Source organism: Gordonia sp. 852002-50395_SCH5434458 (assembly GCF_001665905.1).
Lineage (GTDB): Bacteria > Actinomycetota > Actinomycetes > Mycobacteriales > Mycobacteriaceae > Gordonia > Gordonia jacobaea.
This window is the reverse complement of record NZ_LZTC01000021.1, coordinates 1-26,614: the sequence shown is the minus strand read 5'-3', so window position 1 is coordinate 26,614 and position 26,614 is coordinate 1. Positions and strand designations below refer to the sequence as shown.

Genomic DNA, 26,614 nt, shown 5'->3' with positions numbered 1-26,614 from the left:
TCGGCGGGAGTGTGACGTGGCGGTAGTGACCTTCGACGGAGCGACGCGTCGGTTCAGTCCCGAGGCGTCGCCGGCCGTCGACCATCTCGACCTCGAGGTGGCAGACGGAGAGTTCATGGTGCTCGTCGGGCCGTCGGGGTGTGGCAAGTCGACGACGCTGCGCATGCTCGCAGGCCTCGAGTCGGTGGAGGCGGGGTCTATCAGCATCGATGGACATGACGTTGTCGGTCTCGAACCGAAATCCCGTGACGTGGCGATGGTGTTTCAGAACTACGCGCTGTACCCCAACATGACGGTCGCGCAGAACATGGGATTCGCGCTACGCAACGCGGGAATGTCCAAGGACGGCACGGCAACCCGCGTCAGCGAGGTCGCCGCGATGCTCGAACTCGAGGATCTCCTCGAACGCAAACCGTCTAAACTGTCCGGCGGTCAGCGTCAGCGAGTGGCAATGGGACGAGCGATCGTGCGGCGCCCCAAGGTGTTCTGCATGGACGAGCCGCTGTCGAATCTCGACGCCAAACTGCGTGTGAGTACTCGCGCGCAAATCGCTGCACTCCAGCGTGAATTGGGTACGACGACGCTCTACGTCACGCACGATCAGGTCGAGGCCATGACGATGGGCGATCGTGTTGCCGTGCTGCGCAAGGGGATTCTGCAACAGGTCGGTAGTCCGCGCGAAATCTACGCGCATCCGGCAAACACGTTCGTCGCCGGGTTCATGGGTTCGCCTCAGATGTGTCTGATCGACGTCGAGATCGACGCGGGCCGTGCGCATCTCGGCGACGCCGAGATCGCCGTTCCTCGTTCGGCGCCACAGCGACTCGTCGTCGGGCTGCGGGCCGAGTCGTGGCAGGTCACCGGTCCGGGGACGCTGGGTTCGTTGACGGCGCGGATCGAACTGGTCGAGGAACTCGGGTCAGAGCAATTCGTCTACTGCTCGGCCGACGTCGCCGTTCGAGACGGACGGATCGTCGTCCGTGTCGACCACAGGCGCGAGTTCACAGTCGGCGAGTCGCTCGGTCTGATCCCGGATGCAGGCGAATTGCACTGGTTCGACGCGGAGTCCGGTGTTCGTCTTTGACGCTTCGACGGTGCGCGTGCCTCAGCGGGCCGCAAGCGACGAGATCAGTGCGTCGATGGGCACCATGCCTGAGTAGTTGCCGTTCTCGTCGCAGCACACGAGTGGATCGAACCGGCTGGGCAGCGGTCGGGTCATGGCGCGTCGCAACACTTCTCGACGACCGGCAGCGCGATTCACGCGCATGGTGCTGTGCCGCACGATATCTCGCGGACCATGGCGGGCCGCGAGACTGATCGGACGCGTGCCGGGGTCGAGAAGTGCGATCGCCGCGACCTCCGGTTCGGCGTCGAACATTGTGCGCAGCACCGAATCGTCGGAGTCGGCGGGTGCGGTACGGCCGGCTTCGATGAAGGGCGCCACGGTCTCTCTCGATTCGCACAGATCGCGCGTGCGACTCTTGAGTAGCGGATCGATTCCATTCATCGCCTCATCGGGTCTTCCCAGCAGATACCCCTGTCCCAGTGGCACTCCGAGCTGGCGCAACCGATGGAGGTCTTCGGCGGTCTCGATACCCTCGGCGATCAACCAGGCGTCGATGCGGCTGGTGAACTCGCCGAACATCTCGACGAGCGCCGACTTTGCCGGGTCACGGTGCAGGTCCGCAACCAGCGAACCGTCGAGCTTCACGAAATCGGGGTGCAGCGTCAGGATGTGATGCATGCTGGCATATCCCGCGCCGGCGTCGTCCACAGCAACAAACCCGCCGAGTTCACGCACTCGCGCGATGGCTGCAGCGACCTGGTCGTAGTCGGTGACGATGGAGTGTTCGGTCAGCTCGAAGACCATGCGGTCAAGCGGCCGGTGCTCGAGCAATCTCTGTATGCGATCGGTAAGCAACACGTCGGGGGAGATGTTCACCGACAGGAACGCCCGACGTGGCAGCGTGGCTCTCGACGACAGTACCTTCTCGAGGACGAGTGCACTGAGTTCGGCCTCTTGCCCGCGCAGCCGCCGCGAACCACTGATCGGGGCCCACCGGGCGTTGCGCCGAGAACCTGCTCAGCGCCTCGTAGCCGACGACCCGCAACTGAGGTAGATGGGCGATGGGCTGAAATACCACCTTGGGAGCCTGCGCCGAATGAATCAGCGCATCCACCTCACGCTCGAGTTCCGACTCGATCCGCGCACTCATGCGCTCCGTGCGGACCCGATCAGAGGAACTCACTGATCGACGATCACTTCACGGACGCGAGCGACGGTGTCTGGGGGCACGTCGTCGATCCCGTGATCGTCGGCGGCATGCTCGACGACAAGCTCCACAATCTCGGCCTCGGTCGTGGCTTCGAAAGTCGCGTCGCAATCCGGGATGACCGCACCGCACCAGAAGCTCTTCATGACGTCTCTTTCCGTGTAGTCGCTATCGAAGTGGTCGCAATCGAGAATTCTTCATCGGGGTTCGCGTCGTTACACGAGACGCGATCGGCGCCGCTGTAGAGAACCATCGACTCCCCTCGAACGAACCCGGCGAGGGTCAGGCCGTGCTGCTCTGCAAGGTCGACGGCCAGCGACGACGGCGCCGAGACCGCCGACAACATCGGAACGCCCGCCATGATCGCCTTCTGCACCAACTCGAAGCTCGCGCGCCCGGACACCTGAAGGATCTGGCCACGCAGGGGCAGCAGATCGTGCGCCAGGGCCCACCCGATGACCTTGTCGACGGCATTGTGGCGCCCGACGTCCTCGCGGACCACCCGCAGTTCGCCAGTGCGACCGTCGAACAGTGCTGCCGCATGCAAGCCGCCGGTCTTCGCGAAGACCTTCTGGTGTTCGCGGAGCCGACCGGGCAGATCGAGTACGGCATCGGCGTCGACGATCAGCGGGTCGTCGGAGACGTCGAAATGCGAACGCGTGATGACGGATTCGATGCTGTCCTTACCGCACACCCCACACGCGCTCGAAATCGTGAAGTCGCGCGAGAGCGACGGATCGGGCGACGCGACACCCGGCGCGAGCGCGACGTCGAGCACGTTGTACGAATTCAACCCATCGCTCCCGGCGCCGGGCAGATTAGGCCCGCTCGCGGCGCTCCCGGCGCCGGGCTGACTCGGCCCGCTCGCTGCGCTCCCGGCGCCGGCACAGTAGCGGGCCGTGGCGAGGTCCTCCGCGCGGACCAGCACACCCTCGGAGACGAGGAATCCCGACGCGAGTTCGACATCGTGTCCCGGGGTCCGCATCGTGACCGCGAGCCGTTCGCCGTTGACGCGCATCTCCAACGGCTCTTCGACGGCCAACACGTCGACGCGCGTTGTCGGCTGCGCGCCGCGACGAACGCGGGTAACGCGACGTCGTGCTGTGATTCGGCCCATGTAAACCACGGTATCGGTTGCCGTACGACTCGCCCACCCGAGGAGAGGCCGCCGCCGGGCTCTCAGACGTCGACGATGAGGGTCACCGGACCGTCGTTGACCAGCGAGACCTCCATGTGCGCGCCGAAACGGCCCGTCGCGACGGTCGCTCCGGCGGTACGCAGTTCCGCGACCACGGCGTCGACGAGCGGTTCGGCGACCGCGCCGGGTGCGGCGGCATTCCAGGAGGGGCGTCGACCCTTGGCGGTGTTGGCGTACAGGGTGAACTGGCTGATCACCAGGATCGGAGCGTCGAGGTCTGCGGCAGAACTCTCACGCCCGTCCGGACCGTCGAGGATGCGTAGCCGCCAGATCTTGTCGGCGAGTTTCGTCGCGTGCGCCGGAGTGTCGTCGTGGGTGACCCCGACGAGCGCGACGAGACCGAAGCCGCCGGGAGCGATGTCGAGTTGACCGACCGTCTCGCCGTCGACGGTCACCTTCGCCTGGGTTGCTCGTTGGATCACTGCGCGCATGCCGACCAGCATCACAGATCGGGCGCACCCGCCCGCTGGTGGGCGAGTGCGTCGGACATCAGATGAAGATCTGGTGACGACTTCGACGCGTCGGAATACCGGCGAGCGAAGATGAGGTTCGCTGTGAACATGACCGCTTCATCCAGGGCAGAGCAATCGAAGGCCGCGCAGACCAAGGCAGAACACATCGCCAAGTTCGGCACCTACGGCGCGTGGGGTTGGTTCAAGCAGTTCTCGCCCGACGAGGCCCGCGAGATCGAGAAGCTCGGCTACGGGACCATCTGGCTCGGCGGGTCGCCCAAGAATCTGCACCCTGTTCGCACGATCCTCGAGGCGACCGAGCACATCACCGTCGCCACCGGCATCGTGAACATCTGGAACTCCGTCCCGTACGTCATCGCCGGTGAATTCCACGCACTCGAGCGCGATTTTCCCGGCCGCTTCTACCTCGGTGTCGGTGCCGGGCATCCGGAGGCGACGTCGGAGTACACGACGCCGTTCAAGGCTGTCGGACGCTACCTCGACGCTCTGGACGGCAAGCAGGTTCCCCCTGATCGTCGACTGCTCGCCGCACTCGGGCCGCGCATGCTGCGGATGTCGGCCGAGCGGTCACTGGGCGCCCACCCCTACCTGACGACTCCCGAGCACACCGCCGAGGCCAGGAAGATCCTCGGACCCGACGCCCTGCTCGCCCCGGAGCACAAGGTGGTGTTGACCGAGGACGCCGACGAGGCACGTGCCGTCGGTCGCCCACCCGTCGACCAGCCCTACCTGCATCTGAGCAACTACACCAGGAACCTCAAGCGCCTCGGATACACCGATGAGGACATCGCCGACGGAGGCAGCGACGCGTTGATCGACGCACTCGTCGCACATGGCACTCCCGCGCAGGTGAAAGCCCGACTCGACGAGCACCTTGCGGCCGGTGCCAATCACGTGACGATCCAGGTACTCGGATCGGAGACGCCCGTCGAACAATTGGCCGCAATCATCGCTGCGTAGAAGTGCGCGCGGCGGTGATAATGACTCATGCCTCTTTTGTTCGACGACGAGCAGCACGACGAGTTCGGTACCTGGGCGCTGGCCTACATCCCTTACGGTGGCGCCGATTTCGGTGAGATAGCCGCTGTCGCGGCGCAGGTGGGAGACGGAGACGATTCCGCCTTCTATCAGGCGTGGGTCAACTTCGCCGATCGGTTGGTCGACGAAGCGGACGCCGCAGTCGCTGCGGGACATACGGATTCGGCTCGAGAGTTGTACCTGCGTGCCAGTGCGTACTACGCGTCGGCATATCACCCGCTCTACGGTGCGCCAACGGATCCGCGACTGATTGCCGCGTTCGACAAGCAGACCGCCGCGTTCGACGCGGGCCTTGCCCTCGGGCCTCATCCGGTATCGCCGATGCGCATTCCCTACGAGGACACCACCCTGCCCGCGTATCTGATCCCGGCACCCGGACATGAAACCGAGCAGCGGCCGACCATCATCTTCACCAACGGATACGACGCCACGATCACCGACATGTACTTCGCGTCGGCGGTGGCGGCGCTACGCCGCGGTTACCACTGCGTGTTGTTCGACGGCCCCGGACAGGGGGAGATGCTCTATTCGCAGGGCGTCCCGATGCGGCCGGACTGGGAGTCCGTGGTGTCTCCTGTCGTCGATGTGATTGCGGCGCAGGACATCGTCGACGCCGAGTCGATCGTGCTGTCCGGTTGGAGTCTCGGTGGCTTCCTCGCGCCTCGCGCCGCGACGCGGGAGCGGCGGCTGGCCGCGGTGATCGCCGACCCTGCCGCATCGAGTGTCGGCGACAGCGTGCGGGCGTTCGCAACGGCGATGGGTGCACCCCCCGAGGCCCTGGACCATCCCGACGAGATCGCGCAGGAGATCATCGACAAGATGACCGCGATCGTCGAGTCGAACCCGGTGATGAACTGGCGCGTCGTCAAACGCGGATACTGGGTCAACGGCGTGTCCGACATGCGTGGCTTCATCGAGGCCAGCCTGAGTTACACCCTGCCCGACGACGCCACCATCACCTGCCCGGTGCTGGCAACGTCTGCGGAGAACGACATCTTGGGTGCGGGTGCCGCGGCGTTCGTCGACCGGATCGGTGACAAGGCCACGCTGATGACGTTCACCGCAGCCGAGGGCGCGGGGGAACACTGCGAGATGACCAACCGCACGCTGCTGAACCGCCGGGCGCTCGACTGGCTCGACGACACCCTCAGCGCGCGCGGATAGCCGTGCTACTGCACCGGTTCCTTGAGCACCATCGAAATCAGCCAACTGACGATCGAGATCACCAGCGCGCCGAAAATCGCGGCCCAGAAGAAGCTGTCGACCTGCAGCCCCCAGTGCGTCGTGTTGTGCGTGATCCACGAGGTGATCTCGAGCATGAACGCATTGATCACGATGTGGATCAGGCCGAGGGTGAGGATGTACAGCGGTATCGAGAAGAGCTGCACGATCGGCTTGATGAAGGCGTTCACCACACCGAAGATCAGGGCGACGAGCACCACGATGCCGAATTTTTCCCAGCCCGACGCATTGTCGGGGAACTGAAAGCTCAGGCCGGGCACGATCAGAGTGGCCACCCAGAGCGCGACGCCCGAGAGCGCCGACTGGAGCAGAAATGCACGCATGTACTAGATCTTGCCAAATTCGGACAGGTTGGCGCGCGGTGTACGACAGATCGGTGATGCACCCCTAGTGGTGGATGCCCTTTTGGCTCACCCGATCTGATCGCGGCGCGCGGTGACGAGGGTGCGGATGGCGTCGTCGGATGGGGGATCAGACGGCTGGAACCGAATGGTGCCCTTGTCCATGTCGAAGCCCTCGAGTTCCGGTGCCGCTGTCGAGACCGCTTCGGGGCTGAACGGATAGATGCCGATGTGCTTTTTGGCTCGCATCACCGACAGGAGCGGCTTGCCGTGGTAGGTCAGGGCGGGCATGCCGTAGCCCTTGCCCTGCTCGGCGTCGGGGACGACCTCGCAGGCGGTTGCGTAGATGTGCTCGATCACTGCGCGGTCGGTGTCGTCGTCGAGTTCGGTCAGATAGTCGTCGATGGTGCCCATGCCTCAGCGTGACACGTCGCCATGCTTGATCGCGTGACTACCAGGACAATTCGGGGACCTGGTCGGCCGTGACCTTGTTCAGCTCGTCGAGTTGTTTGCGCTGCTCGGCTTCCTTCGCGGCCTTGGCGTCGTCCGTACCGGTTGCCGGAGCGTCGGCGTCACCATGCGATTCCGTCTTGTGGACGTGAGGGCGTCGTGGCTTCCCGCTCGGGATGATCGAGCCCGCTCCCGCGAGCATCGGGAACTCCTCCTCGGCTTCTTTGTCGAGATCTGCTTCGACGTCGCTGGCCTTGGGGGCGGCCCGCAGCGATTTCCACAGCAGCACGAGTAGTCCCGCGATCAGCACGGCGAGCACGATGGTCGACGCCGCGAGACTCGGCAGCTGGGTGAGGCCGTAGACCGCGGCCGCGACGATCGCCGCGGCCGGCATGGTGACCACCCATGCCACCACCATCTTTCGGAACACCGCCCAGTCGACCGTGCTGTTGCGGTTGGTGGTGCCGACTCCTGCGACCGCGCCTGCGACCGTGTGGGTTGTCGATACCGGCGCGCCGAGGGCCGTCGAGCCGAAGAGTGCGATCGCGGCACCCGTCTCGGCGCAGAAACCGCTGACCGGGCGTAGTCGGGTGATGCCGGTGCCCATCGTCCGGACGATGCGCCAGCCGCCTGACAGTGTTCCGAGCGCGATGAACAGGTAGCAGCCGAGGGCCACCCAATCGGGCACCGGCAGTGACGAACCGGTCTGGGTGAGGTGGCCGGTCGAGACGAGGAGGCCCGCGACGACGCCCATCGTCTTCTGGGCGTCGTTGCCGCCGTGTGCAAGCGAGATGGCTCCCGACGATGCGAGCTGGAACCATCGGAAGAGTTTCTCCGTGCGCAGGACGGGTGCGCGGAAGAGCGCTGCGCGCAGGATGAGCATGAGCGCACCGCCGAGTAACAGACCAGCGAGTGGCGAGATCACGATGAACGCCGCGGTCTTCTCGACACTCGACGCCTTGATCGCGTCGATGCCACCCTTGACCAGCGCGGCGCCGACGAGGCCGCCGATGAGGGCGTGCGACGACGACGTCGGAATGCCGAAGTGCCACGAGAGGAAGTTCCAGATGACCGCGGCGAGCAGTGCGGCGAAGACGACGGCAACGCTGTAGTACTGCGCCTTCACCGTCTCTCCGACGGTGTCCGCGACCGCGGTCCCGATCAGGAAGAAGGCGAGGAAGTTCCAGCCGGCCGCCCACACAACCGCGACCTTGGGCTTGAGGACGTGCGTCGCGACCACGGTGGCGATGGAGTTCGCCGAATCGTGGAATCCGTTCGTGAAGTCGAACAGCGCCGCAAGCGCGATGATGCCGACCACTGCAAGTGTTGTGAGGTCCACTCAATCCAGAGTGATAGCCGGTGGATGCCAGATGGGCTCTCCGGACGACTCGTGCGCAACTCTTCGGAGTGTGTTCATCCCACGGTCACCCCGTCGGGCGAAATGTCGGAGTCGCGTCGGACCGGCTTCCCGGGTTCGGGCCAGACGGCACGGGTTTGGACTGTTAGGCCAGTTCGCGTAGGATTGAACGTCGGTGCGCTTGTCGTGCCGGTATGCGCATGCCATCTACCCGGTGAGCGCGGCCGGAGACATCGCCGCCAGGCCCTCGCTCTCGGAGCGGGTGCCAACACACTAACGGATAAACACTGATTCAACCGGGCAGTGGGGTGAATCGTTCGTCCGGGCACTTGTTGCCCTGCGAGCGGATCGCGACACCGCCGAGGATCGCGGAGGACATGGCGAAGAAAGACGGGGCCATCGAGGTCGAGGGACGGGTTATCGAACCCCTGCCCAATGCGATGTTTCGCATTGAGTTGGAGAACGGTCACAAGGTTCTCGCCCACATCAGCGGCAAGATGCGGCAGCACTACATCCGCATCCTGCCCGAGGATCGGGTCGTCGTGGAACTCTCGCCGTACGACCTCGGTCGCGGGCGCATCGTTTACCGCTACAAGTAAGACTTCCCGGCCGAGACCGGTCCGGGACAACCCTCGTGTGGTGCGGCCGTTCGGTCGTGCCCGCGGGCGACAACAGGAGAGATTGACGTGAAGGTTCAGCCGAGCGTCAAGCCGATCTGTGAAAAGTGCAAAGTGATCCGCCGTAACGGCCGGGTCATGGTGATCTGCGAGAACCTGCGCCACAAGCAGCGTCAGGGCTGATCACTCCCACGGTCGTACGACCGTGGAGCACCCCACCAGATCGCTTGGTGAAACACACAACTGAATACACACACCAGAGCTGAGCAGAACTTGTGAAGCCCTCCCAGCACCAGCGGCGACAGACGCGTCACCGCCTACCTCCGGACTGTGTCACGCGGACCACCGCGCGACACCGCGAAGCGAGTGCAACTCGCTTCGTGCAGAGGCCGGAGCCCCTCGCAGAGTAGGGGACGGACCGGGAGAAGACCTCTGAAAAGTAAAGGAAATCCGCCACATGGCACGTGTTGCTGGTGTCGATCTTCCCCGCGAGAAGCGGCTCGAGATCGCACTGACCTACATCTACGGAGTTGGGCGTACCACCTCCAAGGAGATCCTTGCGGGCACCGGGCTGAGCCCCGACCTGCGCGCCAAGGACCTCACCGACGCAGACGTCACAAAGCTGCGTGAGTACATCGAAGGCTCGGTGAAGGTCGAGGGTGACCTGCGCCGCGAGGTGCAGGCCGATATCCGTCGCAAGATCGAGATCGGCTGCTACCAGGGTCTGCGCCACCGTCGTGGCCTGCCCGTCCGTGGACAGCGCACCAAGACCAATGCCCGTACTCGTAAGGGCCCGAAGAAGACCATCGCCGGGAAGAAGAAGTAATGCCTCCGAAGTCACGTAGCGCAGGCCCCAAGAAGGGCGCACGCCGTCGCGATAAAAAGAACGTCCCGCACGGCAACGCACACATCAAGTCGACGTTCAACAACACCATCGTGTCGATCACCGACCCCAACGGCAATGTCATCAGCTGGGCATCGTCGGGTCACGTCGGCTTCAAGGGCTCGCGCAAGAGCACCCCGTTCGCGGCTCAGCTCGCGGCCGAGAACGCTGCGCGCAAGGCCCAGGAGCACGGCGTCAAGAAGGTCGACGTGTTCGTCAAGGGACCGGGTTCGGGTCGCGAGACCGCCATCCGGTCGCTGCAGGCAGCCGGCCTCGAAGTCGGCACCATTTCCGATGTCACCCCGCAGCCGCACAACGGTTGCCGTCCGCCCAAGCGGCGTCGGGTCTAGCGGGAAAGGGAGGAAGAGAAAACATGGCTCGTTATACCGGCCCCGCAACAAAGAAGTCCCGTCGTCTGCGTGTCGACCTCATCGGAGGCGACCAGGCGTTCGAGCGTCGCCCCTACCCGCCCGGCCAGCACGGCCGCTCGCGGATCAAGGAGAGCGAATACCTGCAGCAGCTGCAGGAGAAGCAGAAGGCACGCTTCACCTACGGAGTGATGGAGAAGCAGTTCCGTCGCTACTACGAGGAGGCCAATCGTCGTAACGGCAAGACCGGCGACGAGCTGCTGCGCATCCTCGAGACCCGTCTCGACAACGTTGTCTACCGCGCAGGTTTGGCACGTACCCGTCGTCAGGCACGTCAGCTGGTCACCCACGGTCACTTCACCGTCAACGGTGTGCGCGTGGATGTCCCCAGCTACCGCGTCAGCCAGTACGACATCATCGACGTCCGCCCGAAGTCGCTGCAGACCACTCCGTTCCAGATCGCCGAGGAGCTCGTCGGCGATCGTCCGGTTCCGGGCTGGCTGCAGGTGGTTCCTTCGACGCTGCGCATCCTCGTGCACAACGTGCCCGAGCGCGCTCAGATCGAGGTTCCGCTCACCGAGCAGCTCATCGTCGAGTTCTACAGCAAGTAAAACCAAGCAGCACAAGCTGTTTCGGTCCACTTCTAGGCCGTCAAATAGCGGTCGGCCACAAGGAGAAATCAAGAAATGCTCATCTCACAGCGACCAACCCTCACCGAGGAGATCATCGCCGACGACCGGTCGAAGTTCGTCATCGAACCGCTCGAGCCGGGCTTTGGCTACACCCTCGGTAACTCGCTGCGTCGTACCCTGCTCAGCTCGATTCCGGGTGCTGCGATCACCAGCATCCGCATCGACGGAGTTCTGCACGAGTTCACCACCGTCCCCGGCGTGAAGGAAGATGTCACCGACATCATCCTGAACCTCAAGGGCCTCGTGGTGAGCTCCGAAGAGGACGAGCCGGTCACCATGTATGTGCGTAAGCAGGGTCCGGGCACCGTCACCGGTGCTGACATCGTGCCGCCCGCAGGCGTCACCGTGCACAACCCGGATCTGCACATCGCCACCCTGAACGACAAGGGCAAGCTCGAGATCGAGCTCGTCGTCGAGCGGGGCCGTGGATACGTGCCTGCCGTGCAGAACAAGGCGTCGGGAGCCGAGATCGGCCGTATTCCGGTCGACTCGATCTACTCGCCGGTGCTGAAGGTCACCTACAAGGTGGAGGCCACCCGCGTCGAGCAGCGCACCGACTTCGACCGTTTGGTGCTCGACGTCGAGACCAAGAACTCGATCAGCGCTCGTGACGCCCTGGCGTCCGCGGGTAAGACCCTGGTCGAGCTGTTTGGTCTGGCTCGGGAGCTCAACGTCGAGGCTGAGGGAATCGAGATCGGGCCGTCGCCTGCGGAGGCTGACCACATCGCGTCGTTCAGCCTGCCGATCGAGGATCTGGATCTGACCGTCCGTTCGTACAACTGCCTCAAGCGCGAAGGTGTTCACACCGTCGGCGAGCTGGTTGCACGTACCGAGTCGGATCTGCTCGACATCCGCAACTTCGGTCAGAAGTCGATCGACGAGGTGAAGGTCAAGCTGCACACCCTGGGTCTGTCGCTGAAGGACAGCCCGGCCAGCTTCGATCCGTCGCAGGTCGCCGGTTACGACCCGGCAACCGGAACGTGGTCGGACGACGCGTCTTTCGACGCTGACTCCGGTGAGGATTTCGCGGAGACCGAGCAGCTCTAGTCGCTGCGACTGCCAAACCTGACTCGTCGAGCGATCGTCGGGTCCTCCTAGGAGAAGACAATGCCCAAGCCCACCAAGGGTGCCCGCCTCGGCGGGTCGGCCAGCCACCAGAAGGCGATGTTGGCGAATCTCGCCACCTCGCTCTTCGAGCACGGCCGCATCACCACCACCGAAGCAAAGGCCAAGCGCCTGCGCCCGTACGCGGAAAAGATCATCACCCACGCCAAGGCCGGCAAGCTGGCCAACCGTCGTGAGGTCATGAAGGACATCCGCGACAAGGACGTCGTCCACACGCTGTTCGCCGAGATCGGCCCGTTCTTCGCGGACCGTCCGGGCGGCTACACACGCATCATCAAGACGATCAACCGCAAGGGCGACAACGCCCCCATGGCCGTGATCGAGCTGGTGCGCGAGAACACCGCGTCGACCGAGGCCACCCGCGCCACCCGTGTCGCCGCGTCGAAGAAGGCCGCTGACGAGAAGGCCGCTGCTCCGGCAGCCGAGGCCGACAACGTCGTCGAGGCCGTCGCCGACGAGGCAACCCCGGCACAGGTCGAGAACGCCGAGGCCGTCGCCGAGGCTGTCGACGATGAGTCGACGGCTGCCACCGCACCGGAGGCCGAAGCTGCTGACGCCGACGTCGACGGTGACAAGGCCGACGACAAGTAGGTCGGACGGCTGAACACGCCAGACATGAACGGACCCGCCACCTCACCAGGTGGCGGGTCCGTTCGTCTGCGTTTCGACATCGGCTACGACGGAACCGATTTCGCGGGCTGGGCGCGACAGATCGATCAGCGCACGGTGTGTGAGGTCGTCGAGACGGCGTTGTCGACGGTGCTGCGGGTACCGGTCCGGCTGACCGTCGCCGGACGGACGGACGCGGGCGTCCACGCCACCGGTCAGGTCGCGCACGCCGACATTCCCGTGTCGGCACTCGACACGCGCTCAATAGACGGCGACCCCGGGCGCCTCGTCGGACGACTCGCCAAGATGCTTCCCGACGATGTGCGCGTGAAGCAGGCTGCGTCGGTCAGTGACCACTTCGACGCACGGTTCTCGGCGTTGCGGCGTCACTACCGGTACCGACTGTCCGACGCGGCATTCGGTGCCGAACCGGTCCTCGCGCGCACCACCGCCGCATGGCGACGGCCGCTCGACGTGGAAGCGATGAACGCGGCGTCGTCGGCGTTGGTGGGGCTCAACGACTTTGCCGCCTTTTGTCGACGCCGCGAAGGCGCTACGACGATCCGCGATCTGCAACGGTTCTCGTGGTCACGTGACGCCGACGGCGTGCTGATCGGCGAGGTCAGCGCCGATGCGTTCTGCTGGTCGATGGTGCGTTCGCTCGTCGGTGCGGTGGCGTCGGTGGGGGATGGTCGACGCGATGTCGACTGGTGCCGAGCGCTTCTCGGCGAGCGTGAACGCAGCGCGAAGGTGCCTGTCGCCGAGGCGCGGGGCCTGTGTCTCGTCGGCGTCGACTATCCGGCGGCCGACGAGCTGGCAGCGCGCAATGCGATCACCCGCGACGTCCGGGTCGCGACAACCGAAGGCGCACAAGGATGTTGCGGCGACCAGTGATGAGAACGGCGGTATGCGTCGATGGGTGAGCGTCGTCCCGAGGCGGTCGACAAGGCAATCGCCCGACTGCAGGGGGCTGCCGCCGCAGAGAAGATCGAGTATGGCCGGTTATCAGAGAACGAGGTGGCGTTGCGGGCAGACGGGGTGTCGAGCCTTGTGACGTTCGAGCCGGGTGCCCACGCGTTTCGGCGCGAGGGACTCGGTGGACTGCGCCGCCGATCGACTGGTGCCGGCGACCGATTTCCGGGCGCCGGCAGGTTTCCGTTGAGCGACAGCGATTCCGGGGTGGGCTTCGGAATGACGAGGTCGACGATCCTTGCCGGACGCGGATTGGAGTTGTCGACCGCGCTGGTGAGAGAGGCTGCTACCGGAAAATGGGAGCCGCAGCCCACGAACCGTGTGGGCTTTCTTGTCTACGACGAGTTGGTGTTGCATGGCTGGCACCAGCGGTGCAGCAGGCAGACACTCGCACTGATTGCGTGTGTGGCTCTTGTGCTCATCGTGGTGATCGCCGTGCTTGCCGTGGCGCTTCTCGTCTGAGTCCGAGCTGCTTGCTGCTTGTCTGGTTGTCTGGCCGTCTGGTTGTCTGGGCCGTTACGCCGAATATGCGAGTGTCTGCGCGTAGTTGACGCGCGCCCCGAGGTCGGCGACGGCCGCCCGTGAGGTCACCGGGATCGCGGTGGTGTGGGCGACTGGTCCAGCAGACACGGTGATCTGCACGAACCCGATGGTGCGCTCCTCCTTCACCAGAAGAAACAGCAGGCCGAGTCCGCAGAACAGTACGGCCGTCACGATTCCCACGATGAGGGCCCACTGCGGGATCTCGTTGGTGGTGCGTGACATATCGATGAAGCTCCACCGCGACCCGGCCAGTGGTGCGTTGCCCGCGGGTGTGATGACTTGGCTGCGCGTGCAGTGGATGTCGCCGATCGAGACGAGGATGGGATCGCTCGGCGGCGGTGCCGCAGCATAGCTTCCCGGGGCAGGCGTCGGCGGCAACTCGACGTCGCTCCAGGCAGGGCCGGGTGAGTCGGGCCCGCGAGGTTTCGACGGATCGGGGTTCGGCGCGTCCGGATAGCTCACTGTGTCACCGTCCTCAAGGGGGTCACCGTCGTCACTGGGTCGCGGTCCTCACTGGCTGCCATTGCACAGCAACGGCAGCGTCGTCAGGGCGTCAAGATCGGAGTTTGTAGCCGTTCGAGTCGCGGACGCTGCCGGTGAACATCATGATGGCGTCGACGAGGACCCAGATCCCGACCGCGGGCAGGATGAAGAAGCCGATGAACAGGAACGTCGTGATCCACCCGACCATCGTCAGCACGAGCTGTGCGACGCCGATGCCGGTATATCCGAGGTAGAACCGTCCCGCGCCGAAACCGCCGAGGAACAGTTGGAGCAGGCCCGCCGTGACCTTGGACTTGTTCGAGAGGGGCTCACCGGTGAAGGGGTCGCGCCCGTACGGGGCCATCGCATCCGCGGCGCCGGGGTATCCGGCTTGCATCCCGTATCCGGGGGCCGCATATCCCTGAGCGCCGTACCCCTGGGCGCCATATCCCTGAGCCCCGTAGGTCGGTGAACCGGGGGTTCCGTTCTCGTACGGGAGCGGCAGGAACTGGTCGCCGGAGGCGGCGGGGCCGAACGGTGATGGAGCGCCGTAGGGCGAAGAACCGTAGGGCTGCTCGTTGCCGCGGGCATCCGGGTTCGAATTGTCGGGATAGCTCATGGCGCCAATACTCGCATGGACCTCCGACAGGTGTCGCCACCCGGGTCAACGAATGGGCGTATGTCGTTCGGTCGGCTGACCTCAGGTTGCGCTGCGCTCGTCGTCGATGGCGTCGAACACTGCCTCGACGGTCTGCTCGTCGCCAACGATGTCGGAGCTCTTGCGGCCCTCGGTCATCAGCCTGCGCCAGACCTGGGAGTCGAACTCCATGGGTTCGTTGCGTTCGAGGAACTCCATGACGACCTGCACGAAGCGTTCCGGGTCGTCGTGGAAGGGGAAGTGGCCCGAGCCGTGGAACGTCGACATCTCGCTGTGGCCGATCGCCGAATTCGCGAGCAGGGCGTGTTCGTAGGGGATGACGGTGTCGTCGTCGCCCCAGACAATCAAAACGGGCAGGTACTCGGTCAAATAACATCGGTCGAGCATCGTGATCGATTGCCCTCGCCAGTCGACCACTGCCCGCAGGGTGCGGAGAAATGCCGCCGATGCGGTGGGTGCCGCGAGATCGCCGAGGACTCGAAGCAGATCCTCGTGGTCGTTGAGCATGCGCTTAGGTGACAGATCATGCGGGAGGTCGGGGATTCCCGGAGGCGTCGGCGTTGCGGCGATCACGCTGACACCTAAACGGAGTGCAGGCAGCACTCCCGGAACCCGTAGAGCTGTGAGTGCGCTGTTGACCAGTGGCAACGTCACCAGCCTCAGGGCGGGGTTGACCTCCCGGCTGACACCGCCCGCGGCGACAAGGACGAGTCGCTCGACAAACCGGGGGAACTGGTAGCAGAACTGCATTGCGACGCCGCCGCCCAGCGAGTGCCCGACGACGGTGACCTTGCTGATGCCGAGCACCACGAGCAGGTCGCGCATGCCGTTTGCGAACGCCGGGACGGAGTAGTCGGCGCGCGGCTTGTCCGATCGTCCATGCCCCAGTAGGTCGGGTGCGATGACCGTGTAGTGCTGGGCGAGCATGGGGATGACTTCGTTCCAGGTGGACGAGTTATCGCCGATGCCGTGGATGAGAAGCAGTGCCGGTCCGCTCCCCGCGATCCGATATGCCCGTCGGTAGCCGTGGATGACCTTGTATTCGATGCGCATTTCAGTGTCGGAGACCGGGCGTAGATTGGCAGACGACGAGCCACCGGAACGTTTGATTCCGCCGACTCGGGTCGGGGCTTCTGACACGACTAACTCCTCGCGTGATCACAACGGCGTGATGTCTGGGCTGGCGGCGTGTGACCCCAACTCCTCGCGTGATCACAACGGCGTGATGTCTCGGCTGGCGGCATGTGACCACAACGCCTTACCTCCGAGTAAACACCTGATAGGCGTTGTCTGCCCACCATGTTGCAGCGAGTTAACGTGAGCGCAAACGAGTGGGTTCGACCACATCGCTGGCGCCCGGGTGTCGATAGGCTTGCGGGTAATGAATCCGTTCGACCTCGACGCGTTTCTGACCACGGGCGGGCTCGTCGGACTGTGCCTGCTGATCTTCATCGAAACGGGCCTGCTCATCGGTTTCGTATTCCCCGGCGACTCGATTCTGTTCACCGCGGGCGTCCTTGCGGCTCAGCCGGAACCTTTCGCCCCGCTCTGGCTGTTGTGTGTGCTGGTTCCGTTGGCCGCGATCCTCGGCGACCAGTGTGGATTCCTGATCGGTCGACGGCTCGGCCGCGGAGTGCTCGAGGGCCGTCTGATGCGCACAATCGGACCGACCTACATCGAGCGGACGCACCGCTTCTTCGACAGGTTCGGTCCGCTGACCGTGTTCTTCGGTCGGTTCATCGGGATCGTGCGCACATTGACCCCGCTTGTCGCGGGCTTCAGCGGGATGCGCCACTCGGTGTTCACGTTCTTCAGCGTTCTCGGCAGCATCGTCTGGGCGGCGGGCATCATCGTCCTCGGCTACTTCCTCGGGTCCGTGCCGATCATCCGCGATCACCTCGAACTGATCATCGTCGCGTCGGTGCTGACCGTGGTGGTGCCCACACTCATCGAGGGCGCCCGACGGTGGCGCGCAGTGCGTCGGCTGAAGGGGGTCGACGCAGTCGGGGCCGGTGGCGACGAGCGGGTCGGCGACGCTGAGGGTGGCGGTTCTGGGACCGGCAGTTGTGAGACCGGCAGTTCTGAGGGTGGCGGTTCTGAGGGTGACACCCCAGCCGGCGACGGCCATGAGGGTGGCGACTCGGACGTCGATGGACTGGGCGCGGGCTGCTCGGGAGAGTCGTAGAACTAGCATCGCGGGATCGCACACTCGATGCGCTCGCAGATGTTTACGCGTTTGTTCGTCGCGAAACGTAAAAATCCGACAGAATGACTTATCCACAAGCAAGCGTCGGGGTATCGCCGGGAGGCCCACCGGGTGGCAATATCTCAACGCACAACGCGCTTGACGAGTGAGGTCAGCAGCGCGGCCGGTGGGGTCATGCACAGTGGGGTCATATACGGAGGGGTCAGGGGGATGCGGGATCAGATGTCAGTCCAGCAGAACAATTTCGGGCAGCAGAACGATTTCGGGCAGCGCAACGACTTCGGGTCGACGAGCGACCACGAGTCGCAAGCGCAGGTTCCCGCAGCATTTCGAATGTCCTCTGCGCGATCACGATCCGGCGCGATCACGGTGGTGACCACACCGCAAGGTCTGCCGACGCGCGTCCGCATTGATCGATCGCAGCTCGAGAAGAGGCCTGACGTCCTCGCCGACGAGATCCTGCGGCTCTGCAGGCAATCGGCGATGGCCGCCGGTATCCGTTGGCGCGACGAGCTTCTCGAGGCCGGGGCGTCGCGCGACGTCGTCGATGCAATGGGCTTGCCGACCACCGACGACCTCTCCCGCGCCGAGCAACTCGACGACGAGCGCGACGACGTCCCGGCGTCGTGGCTGCGCCGGGTGTGAGGCGAAGACGATGACGGGTGCAATGGACGAACTCGAAGCGCGCGCACGGGCTCAACTGGGTCACCTTGCCGACTTCGGCGACCGGCTGGCCGCGTTGAGCGTGCGGGAGAGTTCGCCGGACGGACTGGTGACGGCGGAGGTCGACGGCAGTGGGGCGCTGACCGGTCTGTGGTTGGGAGAAGGCGCCAACGATCTCGGCGAGGTGCGGCTGGGCGAACAGATCGTCGCGACAGCACTTCTCGGTGCCCAACGTGCGTTCGCCGCACGTGCGGCGCTCACCGAAGAGTTCACCGCGGTCTTCGCCGAGCAGCTCGAGAGCCGATGACCGACACCGACGCAACGTCGGGAAATTCGATGGAACCTTTCGGGCGCAGGGCGCGTCAGATCCCCAAAGCTCGAAGAACCGCTCAAGCACAGATAGCCGCTCAAGCACAGAGAACCGTAAACCTGCAATCGCTCATCAACGAGGGGACCACATGGACAACGTGACGGTGACACCTGAAGTGCTGGAAGGCTTTGCGGCAACCAACGTGGCGATCGGCACCGCGGTAGGCGCGGCGGGCACGATCGACGCAGCGGCGAACACCGCTGCGATGATCGGGGTGTTCGGGCTCATCGGTCAAGAGTTCCTGGCGGCTTTCATCACCGCTCAGGCCAACCACTTGGTCGGGGTCGGGAGCCTCGCGGCCGTCCACGCATCGACTGCCGCGAGCACGGTGGCCGCACTCGCTGAATTCGACGCCAACGACGCGGCCGGTGCGGCAGCAATTCGGTCGGTGCTGTGAGCTCGCCGCAACCCGCCACGGGTGGGCCACATCTGCCCGACGCGATCGACACGTCGATGCCCGATGTTCCCGCGGTCAACAACATGTCGATCCAGGACATGATCGACGCCACGCCTCTCGGGCCGATCCTCGATAGGCCCGTTGGTGAGGTACTCGCCGGACTCGGCCTGCCGCAGATTCCACAAGTCCCGGCGCTACCGCCCATGCCGGGACTTCCGCCGCTGCCGACGATAGACATCGGCATGCTGCTCAAGCCGATCACCGATCTCCTGGGCGGATTCGGAACCGGCAACCTGGCCGGCGCACCGGTCGACCCGTCGATGCTCTTCGAGAGCTTGTCGACGGTGCTCGACACCGCGATGTCCACCGCCACACAGGCTCTCGGTGTGCTCGATACCTTGTGGGCGGGCCAGGCGTCGCTGGGTGCGACGACCAAAACGGCGCAGGCGAGCGCCGACAGTGCCGCGCTGTCGACCCAGGGCGGGGTGATGTCGATCGACATCCAAGCCGCAGCGGGGATCGTGGCGGCGGGCCTCGCGACCGTGCAGGGGATCATCGCGGCGACGATCGGCAAGATCGCGGTGCTCGGGCCGGGCCTTGTGACGCCGGTCGGGCAGGGCGCCGCGGTCGCATTCGCTACCGAGGGTCTTGCCGAGGCGACTGCCGCGGTCGCAGTGACTCGGGCCCAATTGCTCGGCCCGACAACGCAAATGGTCGTCAACGGGGCCCCTGTCAACGTGACCGCCCCGCCGACGGTCGCAACATCGGCAGCGCAGTCGCCGTTCGCGCTGGCCAGTTCGATCCTCGAGGCGGTCTCGCCCCTCGTCTCCACCGCGACACAACTGCCCTCTGCGTTGATGGCTCCTGTCAGCGAGATGCTCGGTATCGCCTCCGGCGACGGCGTCGACGCCGCACGTCTCGACCACGTCGCCGCCGGTGACGATCCCGATCTCGCAGGACCGCGCGGGGGATCGGGCGACGCCGCTGTCGGCGCGGCTGGGATGGGTGCCGGGGCTCTGGGTATGGGGGTTGGTGGTCTGGGTGCGGCGTCGGCGCCTCTCGGGGCCGCACGGGCGGGCATGTCTGCCGGGATCGGGAGCACCGAGCCTGCGTCGTTGACGCCGTCGCAGACAACTCGAACCGCCGGTACGACAACGACTCCCGTGCCGGCGTCAATGGCCCCGATGATGGCGGCGGGCGCGGCGCGCGGCGCAGCGGATGCCGCGGAGCACCACGAGATTCCTGACTACCTCGTCACCGAAGAACACGGTATGGAGGTGGTTGGCGAGTCGCACGAGGTGGCTCCCTCCGTGATCGGTGATCAACCTGCGCAACCCGAGTCATCGCCGACACCGGATATCCAACTTCGCCTCTTGTGGCACGACTCCGAACTGGAGACCGAGCCGCAGAGTTGATCCGTCCTCTCGCCAACGACCACTGTCCGAGACACCTGGAGGTGTGCCATGCCGGATCCGAAACTCAGCGTCGACCCCGACGAACTGATCACTGCCGCAAGAGATCTCGACCGATTGGCCGATCGAATTGAGGGCTCGGTGATCGGTACCGCCGATCGGCGGACGGTTGCCACGGCTGGTCGCGACGAGGTGTCAGTCGCGGTCGCGGGTTCCTTCGACGCCGTCGCGCGCGGGTTCGACGCCGACGCCGCGTCGGGAGTCCTCGAACTACGCAAAATCGCTGCCACATTGCGCGCCCAGGCGACACGGGTCGTCGACGCCGACGACGCGGTCGCACGCGGACTGCGTATCTGAGTCGGGCTGCGAAGCCGCACGTCAAGACATCGAGTACGACAAGAGCTGCCGGCGAATACCGCTGCAGTTGAATACCGCTGTAGCAGTCAAGCTCTCGACAGGAAGGAGGAGTGCAGTGACCGGTTTCACCGGCGTCATCTGGGACGCACGTACCACTGATCGGCTCGTGTCCGATCTCGCGTCCGGTGTCGGTCCTGCGCCCTTGATCGAGGCGGGAGGTGCATGGAGTGCTGTCGCGAGCGAGATGGGCGACGCCGCAGTCGAATACGGCACCATCCTGGCGCGGATGGGGGGATCGTGGGCATCCACCCACGCAAGCGAGGCGCTCGATCGACTGACCGCGTTGGGTGGCTGGTTTGCCGATGCCGCGGCGACCGCGGCGTCGAACGCTGTTCTCGCGCAGGAGCAGGGTGCGGCAGCAACAGTTGCGAGGCTGGCGATGCCCGCCGCCGGAGAGGTGGATCTGGTCGACGGACTGAGCGATCTCGCGAGGTCGGTGAGTGCGGTCGCGCCTGTCATCACGGGCGCTGCCGCCCACGCCGAGCGCGCCCGACACGACCAGCGCATGCGCGCGGCCCGCGTGATGGAGGCATACGAACAGGCTGCGACGCCCTCAGCGCAGCCGTGGCATGTCGAGGATCGCGCGCCGCTGCTGGTCTCCGACGCGGCACTGCTTGCCGAGCAGTCGGCGGCGAGCGCTGCTCGCAGCGCAGCGGACGCCGCGAACGTCGAGCCCCACACGGTGACAACAACAAACGCGACGACACGGCTGGCCGGGGGTGGATCGCCGTTCGGGCCAATGGTGCCGCCGCCGGTCACGGCCGGATACGCGGCGACGACCCTCGCGGCGGCCCCGCAGGCCACGGCGGCCGCTACGCCGACACCTACATCACGACCGATGCCATCGGAGTCGATGCCACCGCCCGTCGCCCCGTCGGTGGCTGCGACGACCGAGCAGCGTGTGACGCGAACAGTAGCGGTAGCCGCCGATCGCGGCGAACCGGTATGTGGCGCCGGGATCGCTCACGAGCCGCCTGCCACCTGGGCAGCCGCAGGCGTTGCGGTCTCCTCGCAGGTGACGATCGACTCCGGCGTTGAATCGGGCTCGCCGACAATAGATCCCGCCTATCTCGAGCAGACCCTTCGGCTCGGGGAGGTGTCGACGCGATGATCTGGACAGCGACGCGAGGTGGACGAGTGGATGTCGCGACTCTACGCCGGGTCGGTGCGCGGTTCGGTGTGACCACCTGGCCGGTCGTGCTCGACCTCCTCGCCATCGACGACGATGCCGAGCGTGCGCGCGCCGCACACTCCGCGGCCGACGCCCGCATCGCCGAGCTTCGACTCGTCGATGACGTGGGCGATCCCGTGCCATGGCTTGCGACCGCACTGCGGGTACTCGCGCTGCCCGACCGAGAGTTGGAGATCCGCACATTCACCGAATCCGACACCGTCCGTGCGTGTCTCGCGCGTCGCGACGATCACCACGTCTTCGCCGTGAGGAGCGGCGACACCATCGACATCACGGGCGTCGAGCTTCCTGACGTCGCCGCGGTCTCGGCGCTGGTACGTCGACACTGCACAGATCGCGGAGACGATGACAGGAGCGATCGGGGCATAGCGGACCAGAAACCCATAGCGCGCCCGGAACCCTTGGAGTTCGGTGCGCTCGCGTGTCCGTGCGACGAACTCGCAGATCGTCTCGGGCGTTGTCTGGCTACCGCTGAGGTCGCGCGAACACTGACGCGATTGGGTATGCCACCGGGCGATTCCGGCGCTGTGGCACGTGCTTTCGCGACGATTGAGCGTCGCATCGAAGTTGTCGCGGTCTCGCGCCGCGACGGAATGCTCACGCAATCCCCGGGAGCGCTCGGCGTCATCGACACAGCGCGAGGTCGAATTGTTGCCGGTCCCAGTAGATCTCCCGACGGCAGGGTGTGGACCACGCTGTCGCCGGGTTCGGGTCATCGCATCGGTCAGGCCGTGGGTCTGCTGATCGAGACCCTTCCCGACGGCTGGTGGCCCCGGTGACGTCCGGGCCACTCGTTCGGGAAGCGACGTCGGAACCGATTCCGAACGTCGTGCACACCAACGGTATCTGAGTCGCGGATACCGCGAGGCACCGTGATCGGTGCTCAACCACAGGAGGATCAGGATGCTCAATCTCGGTGACAACGGCGGGGGAGCGGTCAAGGTCGACGTCGAATCGGCAATGGCCACAACGAAATCGGTTGCGGGGGTGGTCGCCGACATGCAGGAGACCATCGGTCGCATCGCACGGGCATCGTCGAACGGCGCCGCGTCGTGGCAGGGCAAGGCGTCGGCGGCCTTCACCGATACCCACGCCGACTGGAACTCGTCGGCGCTGGCGTTGCACAACGCGCTCGACGACATTCGGAACAAGCTCAGCAGCGGCTTCACCGGATACGAGGACAACGATGCTCAGGTCGCGGGTGGTTTCCAGCCCGGAGGAGTGCGGATCTGAAGCAGGTTCTCACGATCAATCAGACTCGGGCACAACCACATTCACGCTCGACACATTCACGCTCGACACATTCACGCTCGGGAGCATTCGGTTCGAGCGATCAGAAGGGAATACAGACATGGGACAGATCGAATACAACTTTGCAGGTCTCGGCGATCTCAGCGGCAATCTCCAGTCGGAGTTCACGCGGCTGAGCGACCTCGCCGACGAACTCAAGCGGCAGGTCCACTCGCTCGACGCGATCTGGACGTCGGACATCGCCAAGGCGTCGTACGAGCAGGCGCAGGCGAATTGGGACCGCATCTTCCTTCAGTCGCGCGATCAACTGTTCGGCCTGCACCGCGGCGTGCAGAACGCGTCGAACACGATGTCGGAGCTCGACGGCGCGATCGGGCGCGGTTTCGGCTCCATCTGAATGTGACGTCCCGAATGGGGGCGGGGCGGGGTGGGGCCTGCGGTTGTGCCTGCGTGGTCCCATACCCGTCCGCGCGAAACGCCGGCATGTTCGTTCCGGGGTAGTCGGTTAGAGTCTCAGGCGACAAGAATGACCGGCGATGCCTGTGCGGCGGGCGGCAATGACGTCGATGGAAGGACAACACGGTGTCGGCAGAAGGTTCCAAGAAGGCAATTCTCGCGGCACTCGCGGCCAACGCCGGTATCGCCGTGGCCAAGTTCGTCGGATTCGCGATCACCGGGTCCTCGTCGATGCTCGCGGAGGGTGTGCACTCCGTCGCCGACACCAGCAATCAGGGGCTGTTGTTGCTCGGGCAGAAGCGCGCAAGCCAGGAGGCCGACCAGCTTCATCCGTTCGGTTATGGGCGCGCCCGGTACTTCTATTCGTTCGTTGTGGCGTTGGTGATCTTCACGCTCGGTTCTATGTTCGCGATCTATGAGGGCATCGAAAAGATCACCCACGCAAACGATCACGGACTCGAGTCGCCGATCGTCGCGATCGTGATCCTGCTTGTCGCCATCTGCCTCGAGGGCTACAGCTTCACGACGGCCATGCGTGAATCGCGCCCGCTCAAGGGCGGTGCGTCGTGGTGGCGATTCATCCGCAACTCGCGGAATCCGGAACTCCCGGTGGTTCTCCTCGAAGACACGGGCGCGTTGATCGGTCTTCTACTGGCGCTGCTCGGCGTCGGGTTGACCATGATCACCGGCAATGCGGTGTGGGACGGTATCGGAACGCTGGCGATCGGCGTTCTGCTCGGCGTGATCGCGATCGTGCTGATCGTCGAGATGAAGAGCCTTCTGATCGGAGAGGGTGCGACGGTGGAGGAAGAGGTCGCTCTCCGCGAAGCGCTCGAGTCCGATGGGGTCGATCGCGTCATTCACATGAAGACCCAGTACCTCGGGCCCGACGAGCTCCTCGTGGCCGCCAAGATCGCGATCCCGGCCGGGACAGATGTGGTGGCGGTCGCGCATATCATCGACGACGCCGAGGCGAGAATCCGTACGGCCGTGCCACAAGCGAGGATCATCTATCTCGAACCCGACATTGATCGGGGCTCGGCGCAGCCCGCCGCAGATCGGGCCGACATGTCTTCGCGTTAAAGCCCTCACACCACCCGCGCAGTCGGTAGCGTGTGAATCCGCGATAACCGGAACGCCGGTTGCGTGAGCACACTGTCGAGTCGGGGGATCACAAGTCACTCCGACCCTGCGTCGGTCGAGAAGACGGACGACGCGTCGACGATGCTGACCTGACACTGCTGACCAGAAATGCAGGGAGAAGCGCTGATGGCCAACGCGTTCACACGCACCAAGTCTGTCGAGCAGTCGATGGCCGACACCGACGAGCCCGATCACAGACTTCGCAAGGATCTGACGTGGCGGGACCTGATCGTCTTCGGCGTCTCGGTCGTGATCGGTGCAGGTATCTTCACGATCACCGTGTCGACTGCCGGCGACAAAGCGGGTCCCGCGATCTCCCTGTCGTTCATCATGGCCGCCATCACGTGCGCACTGGCGGCGCTCTGTTATGCCGAGTTCGCCTCGACAGTTCCCGTCGCGGGGTCCGCATACACCTTCGGCTATGCGACATTCGGTGAGTTCCTTGCCTGGATTCTCGGCTGGGATCTGATCCTCGAGTTCGCGGTCGGTGCGGCCGTGGTGTCGAAGGGGTGGTCGAGCTACCTCGGCAGCGTGTTCGGCTTCTCCGGCGGGACCGTCGACGTCGGCTCACACACCATCGACTGGGGCGCGATTCTCATCGTCGCGGTTGTGACAACACTGCTCGCTCTGGGCACCAAACTGTCGTCGCGTGTCAGCGCAGTGATCACCGCGATCAAAGTCGGCGTCGTGCTGCTCGTCATCATCGTCGGCTTCTTCTACATCAAGACGGCCAACTACCACCCCTTCGTGCCGCCTGCGGAACACGCAGCAGGTGAAAAGGCTTCTGTTGATTCGACGCTCTTCTCGCTGATCACCGGAGGAGGCGACTCGTCCTACGGGTGGTACGGCGTGCTCGCCGCGGCGTCGATCGTGTTCTTCGCGTTCATCGGATTCGACGTCGTCGCCACCACCGCGGAGGAGACCCGCAATCCGCGCAAGGACGTTCCGAGAGGCATCCTCGGGTCGCTGCTGATCGTCACAGTGCTCTACGTGCTGGTCACGATCGTCGTCACCGGCATGGCGAACTACAAACAGCTCGCGAGCAGCGGCGGTGACTCGAAGAACCTCGCCGACGTCTTCGCGTTGAACGGGGTCACCTGGGCGGAGAAGGTGATCGCCATCGGCGCGCTGGCAGGCTTGACGACGGTTGTCATGGTGCTGATGCTCGGCCAGTCACGCGTCGCCTTCGCGATGTGCCGCGACGGTCTGCTGCCGCGCGGGTTGGCCAAGACGAGTCCGCGGTTCGGAACGCCTGTGCGGTTGACCGTGCTGATCGGTGTTGTGGTCGCCGTGGTCGCGGGCTTCTTCCCGATCAACAAGCTCGAGGAGATGGTCAACGTCGGAACGCTCTTCGCGTTCATCGTCGTCGCCGCGGGTGTGCTGGTCCTGCGTCGGACAAGACCCGACCTCGAACGCGGGTTCACCGTGCCGGGAGGACCGATCATTCCGGTGCTCGCGATTCTGGCGTGCCTATGGCTGATGCTGAATCTGTCGGCGCTGACCTGGATCCGATTCGTGATCTGGATGGCCATCGGCGTGCTGATCTACGTGCTCTACGGAATGCGCCATTCGATGGTTGGCCGTCGCGAGCGCGGCGAGGTCGAGGGCGTCGCCTCAGACAAGCATCTGTGAGCGTCGCCTCGCCGGGGCTCGCGCGGCACCGTGTCGCCGCTCGACGTGTGGCCAGCCATGGCCTTGTCTGCGGTATTAGCCTCGGGCTTTCATGCTGATTTCGTGTCGTAAACGAAGATTGGTGCCCTGACCTGGGATAATTCGACTTGCGAA

Annotated in this window: 33 protein-coding genes and 1 pseudogene; 24 read left to right on the top strand and 10 right to left on the bottom strand. The window is 65.0% G+C overall.

From position 1 onward, the window contains the following. The first annotated feature begins 16 nt into the window (after nt 1-16). A complete protein-coding gene (locus tag A5785_RS04685) occupies nt 17-1,084 on the top strand; it encodes an ABC transporter ATP-binding protein (RefSeq protein WP_005207969.1) in 1,068 nt (355 codons plus the stop codon). A gap of 21 nt (nt 1,085-1,105) precedes the next feature. Here A5785_RS04685 and A5785_RS04680 read toward each other — a convergent pair whose 3' ends face one another. The 4 genes from A5785_RS04680 to dtd all read right to left on the bottom strand — a co-directional run bounded on the left by A5785_RS04680 (nt 1,106) and on the right by dtd (nt 3,902). After that, nucleotides 1,106-1,966, bottom strand: a complete 861-nt coding sequence (locus tag A5785_RS04680) for an EAL domain-containing protein (protein ID WP_231895425.1) — start codon at nt 1,964-1,966, stop codon at nt 1,106-1,108. A gap of 279 nt (nt 1,967-2,245) precedes the next feature. Further along, the gene (locus tag A5785_RS04675; protein WP_005207971.1) at nt 2,246-2,419 is read right to left on the bottom strand and encodes a DUF1059 domain-containing protein; all 174 of its coding nucleotides are present in this window, start codon (nt 2,417-2,419) and stop codon (nt 2,246-2,248) included. Continuing rightward, nucleotides 2,416-3,390, bottom strand: a complete 975-nt coding sequence (gene fdhD, locus A5785_RS04670) for a formate dehydrogenase accessory sulfurtransferase FdhD (protein ID WP_039856653.1) — start codon at nt 3,388-3,390, stop codon at nt 2,416-2,418. The genes A5785_RS04675 and fdhD overlap by 4 nt, the downstream gene beginning before the upstream one ends. Nucleotides 3,391-3,452: 62 nt before the next feature. Beyond that, nucleotides 3,453-3,902, bottom strand: a complete 450-nt coding sequence (gene dtd / locus A5785_RS04665; RefSeq protein ID WP_039856660.1) for a D-aminoacyl-tRNA deacylase — start codon at nt 3,900-3,902, stop codon at nt 3,453-3,455. Between the two features lie 129 nt (nt 3,903-4,031). On the opposite strand from dtd, the gene A5785_RS04660 reads away from it, so the two are divergent. Both A5785_RS04660 and A5785_RS04655 read left to right on the top strand, forming a co-directional pair. After that, the gene (locus A5785_RS04660; protein ID WP_064864737.1) at nt 4,032-4,904 is read left to right on the top strand and encodes an LLM class F420-dependent oxidoreductase; all 873 of its coding nucleotides are present in this window, start codon (nt 4,032-4,034) and stop codon (nt 4,902-4,904) included. 27 nt (nt 4,905-4,931) lie between these two features. After that, entirely contained in the window at nt 4,932-6,146 is a 1,215-nt protein-coding gene (locus A5785_RS04655; protein WP_064864735.1) for an alpha/beta hydrolase family protein, read from the top strand. Nucleotides 6,147-6,151: 5 nt separating this feature from the next. Here the strand turns inward: A5785_RS04655 and A5785_RS04650 are convergent, their stop codons facing one another. From A5785_RS04650 to A5785_RS04640, 3 genes are all read right to left on the bottom strand, one after another. Next, nucleotides 6,152-6,547: a phage holin family protein gene (locus A5785_RS04650; protein ID WP_064864733.1), complete on the bottom strand. Its 396-nt coding sequence runs from the start codon at nt 6,545-6,547 to the stop codon at nt 6,152-6,154. An 87-nt stretch (nt 6,548-6,634) separates the two neighbouring features. Then, nucleotides 6,635-6,979, bottom strand: coding sequence for an iron chaperone (locus A5785_RS04645; protein ID WP_064864731.1), 345 nt, complete (start codon nt 6,977-6,979; stop codon nt 6,635-6,637). 37 nt (nt 6,980-7,016) lie between these two features. Beyond that, complete coding sequence (locus A5785_RS04640) at nt 7,017-8,354, bottom strand: inorganic phosphate transporter (protein WP_064864729.1); 1,338 nt, start codon at nt 8,352-8,354, stop codon at nt 7,017-7,019. A gap of 395 nt (nt 8,355-8,749) precedes the next feature. On the opposite strand from A5785_RS04640, the gene infA reads away from it, so the two are divergent. The 9 genes from infA to A5785_RS04600 all read left to right on the top strand — a co-directional run bounded on the left by infA (nt 8,750) and on the right by A5785_RS04600 (nt 14,100). Beyond that, nucleotides 8,750-8,971, top strand: a complete 222-nt coding sequence (gene infA, locus A5785_RS04635; RefSeq protein WP_005170487.1) for a translation initiation factor IF-1 — start codon at nt 8,750-8,752, stop codon at nt 8,969-8,971. An 87-nt stretch (nt 8,972-9,058) separates the two neighbouring features. Next, a complete protein-coding gene (rpmJ, locus tag A5785_RS22800; protein ID WP_005207978.1) occupies nt 9,059-9,172 on the top strand; it encodes a 50S ribosomal protein L36 in 114 nt (37 codons plus the stop codon). A gap of 274 nt (nt 9,173-9,446) precedes the next feature. Beyond that, complete coding sequence (rpsM, locus tag A5785_RS04630; protein ID WP_005207979.1) at nt 9,447-9,815, top strand: 30S ribosomal protein S13; 369 nt, start codon at nt 9,447-9,449, stop codon at nt 9,813-9,815. Next, the gene (gene rpsK, locus A5785_RS04625) at nt 9,815-10,222 is read left to right on the top strand and encodes a 30S ribosomal protein S11 (protein ID WP_005207980.1); all 408 of its coding nucleotides are present in this window, start codon (nt 9,815-9,817) and stop codon (nt 10,220-10,222) included. Before rpsM ends, rpsK begins: the two co-directional genes overlap by 1 nt. Before the next feature lie 23 nt (nt 10,223-10,245). Next, entirely contained in the window at nt 10,246-10,851 is a 606-nt protein-coding gene (gene rpsD, locus A5785_RS04620; RefSeq protein ID WP_064864727.1) for a 30S ribosomal protein S4, read from the top strand. 75 nt (nt 10,852-10,926) lie between these two features. Continuing rightward, a complete protein-coding gene (locus A5785_RS04615; protein ID WP_005207982.1) occupies nt 10,927-11,979 on the top strand; it encodes a DNA-directed RNA polymerase subunit alpha in 1,053 nt (350 codons plus the stop codon). A gap of 60 nt (nt 11,980-12,039) precedes the next feature. Then, the gene (gene rplQ, locus A5785_RS04610) at nt 12,040-12,648 is read left to right on the top strand and encodes a 50S ribosomal protein L17 (RefSeq protein ID WP_005207983.1); all 609 of its coding nucleotides are present in this window, start codon (nt 12,040-12,042) and stop codon (nt 12,646-12,648) included. 24 nt (nt 12,649-12,672) lie between these two features. Continuing rightward, nucleotides 12,673-13,560 carry a tRNA pseudouridine(38-40) synthase TruA gene (gene truA / locus A5785_RS04605; protein ID WP_064864725.1) on the top strand — a complete coding sequence of 296 codons (888 nt, stop codon included), beginning with the start codon at nt 12,673-12,675 and terminating at the stop codon, nt 13,558-13,560. 21 nt (nt 13,561-13,581) lie between these two features. Beyond that, the gene (locus tag A5785_RS04600; RefSeq protein ID WP_064864723.1) at nt 13,582-14,100 is read left to right on the top strand and encodes a hypothetical protein; all 519 of its coding nucleotides are present in this window, start codon (nt 13,582-13,584) and stop codon (nt 14,098-14,100) included. Nucleotides 14,101-14,154: 54 nt separating this feature from the next. On the opposite strand, the gene A5785_RS04595 is transcribed toward A5785_RS04600, so the two are convergent. The 3 genes from A5785_RS04595 to A5785_RS04585 all read right to left on the bottom strand — a co-directional run bounded on the left by A5785_RS04595 (nt 14,155) and on the right by A5785_RS04585 (nt 16,375). Beyond that, entirely contained in the window at nt 14,155-14,643 is a 489-nt protein-coding gene (locus A5785_RS04595; RefSeq protein ID WP_064864721.1) for a hypothetical protein, read from the bottom strand. Nucleotides 14,644-14,734: 91 nt separating this feature from the next. Continuing rightward, on the bottom strand, nt 14,735-15,283 hold the full coding sequence (locus tag A5785_RS04590; RefSeq protein ID WP_064864719.1) for a TM2 domain-containing protein: 549 nt from the start codon (nt 15,281-15,283) through the stop codon (nt 14,735-14,737). An 81-nt stretch (nt 15,284-15,364) separates the two neighbouring features. Beyond that, on the bottom strand, nt 15,365-16,375 hold the full coding sequence (locus A5785_RS04585; RefSeq protein WP_210734281.1) for an alpha/beta fold hydrolase: 1,011 nt from the start codon (nt 16,373-16,375) through the stop codon (nt 15,365-15,367). Nucleotides 16,376-16,703: 328 nt separating this feature from the next. Here A5785_RS04585 and A5785_RS04580 point away from each other — a divergent pair. The 12 genes and pseudogenes from A5785_RS04580 to A5785_RS04525 all read left to right on the top strand — a co-directional run. Beyond that, a pseudogene (locus tag A5785_RS04580) lies at nt 16,704-17,306 on the top strand (DedA family protein); the annotation flags it as partial. 555 nt (nt 17,307-17,861) lie between these two features. Further along, the gene (locus A5785_RS04575; RefSeq protein ID WP_051994049.1) at nt 17,862-18,173 is read left to right on the top strand and encodes a hypothetical protein; all 312 of its coding nucleotides are present in this window, start codon (nt 17,862-17,864) and stop codon (nt 18,171-18,173) included. Nucleotides 18,174-18,183: 10 nt separating this feature from the next. Continuing rightward, nucleotides 18,184-18,498: a YbaB/EbfC family nucleoid-associated protein gene (locus A5785_RS04570; RefSeq protein ID WP_082933568.1), complete on the top strand. Its 315-nt coding sequence runs from the start codon at nt 18,184-18,186 to the stop codon at nt 18,496-18,498. Between the two features lie 151 nt (nt 18,499-18,649). After that, nucleotides 18,650-18,958, top strand: a complete 309-nt coding sequence (locus tag A5785_RS04565) for a type VII secretion target (protein ID WP_005207992.1) — start codon at nt 18,650-18,652, stop codon at nt 18,956-18,958. After that, entirely contained in the window at nt 18,955-20,373 is a 1,419-nt protein-coding gene (locus A5785_RS04560) for a hypothetical protein (RefSeq protein WP_387316751.1), read from the top strand. The genes A5785_RS04565 and A5785_RS04560 overlap by 4 nt, the downstream gene beginning before the upstream one ends. Nucleotides 20,374-20,421: 48 nt before the next feature. After that, the gene (locus tag A5785_RS04555; protein ID WP_064862053.1) at nt 20,422-20,727 is read left to right on the top strand and encodes a PE family protein; all 306 of its coding nucleotides are present in this window, start codon (nt 20,422-20,424) and stop codon (nt 20,725-20,727) included. A 115-nt stretch (nt 20,728-20,842) separates the two neighbouring features. Further along, complete coding sequence (locus A5785_RS04550; RefSeq protein WP_064864717.1) at nt 20,843-21,898, top strand: PPE domain-containing protein; 1,056 nt, start codon at nt 20,843-20,845, stop codon at nt 21,896-21,898. Further along, on the top strand, nt 21,895-22,758 hold the full coding sequence (locus A5785_RS04545) for an ESX secretion-associated protein EspG (protein WP_064862051.1): 864 nt from the start codon (nt 21,895-21,897) through the stop codon (nt 22,756-22,758). The genes A5785_RS04550 and A5785_RS04545 overlap by 4 nt, the downstream gene beginning before the upstream one ends. 124 nt (nt 22,759-22,882) lie before the next feature. Continuing rightward, a complete protein-coding gene (locus A5785_RS04540; RefSeq protein WP_005207997.1) occupies nt 22,883-23,212 on the top strand; it encodes a WXG100 family type VII secretion target in 330 nt (109 codons plus the stop codon). A 118-nt stretch (nt 23,213-23,330) separates the two neighbouring features. Beyond that, a complete protein-coding gene (locus A5785_RS04535; RefSeq protein WP_005207998.1) occupies nt 23,331-23,627 on the top strand; it encodes a WXG100 family type VII secretion target in 297 nt (98 codons plus the stop codon). A 185-nt stretch (nt 23,628-23,812) separates the two neighbouring features. Continuing rightward, entirely contained in the window at nt 23,813-24,769 is a 957-nt protein-coding gene (locus tag A5785_RS04530) for a cation diffusion facilitator family transporter (RefSeq protein ID WP_005207999.1), read from the top strand. 186 nt (nt 24,770-24,955) lie between these two features. Next, nucleotides 24,956-26,461 carry an APC family permease gene (locus tag A5785_RS04525; protein ID WP_039856666.1) on the top strand — a complete coding sequence of 502 codons (1,506 nt, stop codon included), beginning with the start codon at nt 24,956-24,958 and terminating at the stop codon, nt 26,459-26,461. Nucleotides 26,462-26,614 lie beyond the last annotated feature (153 nt).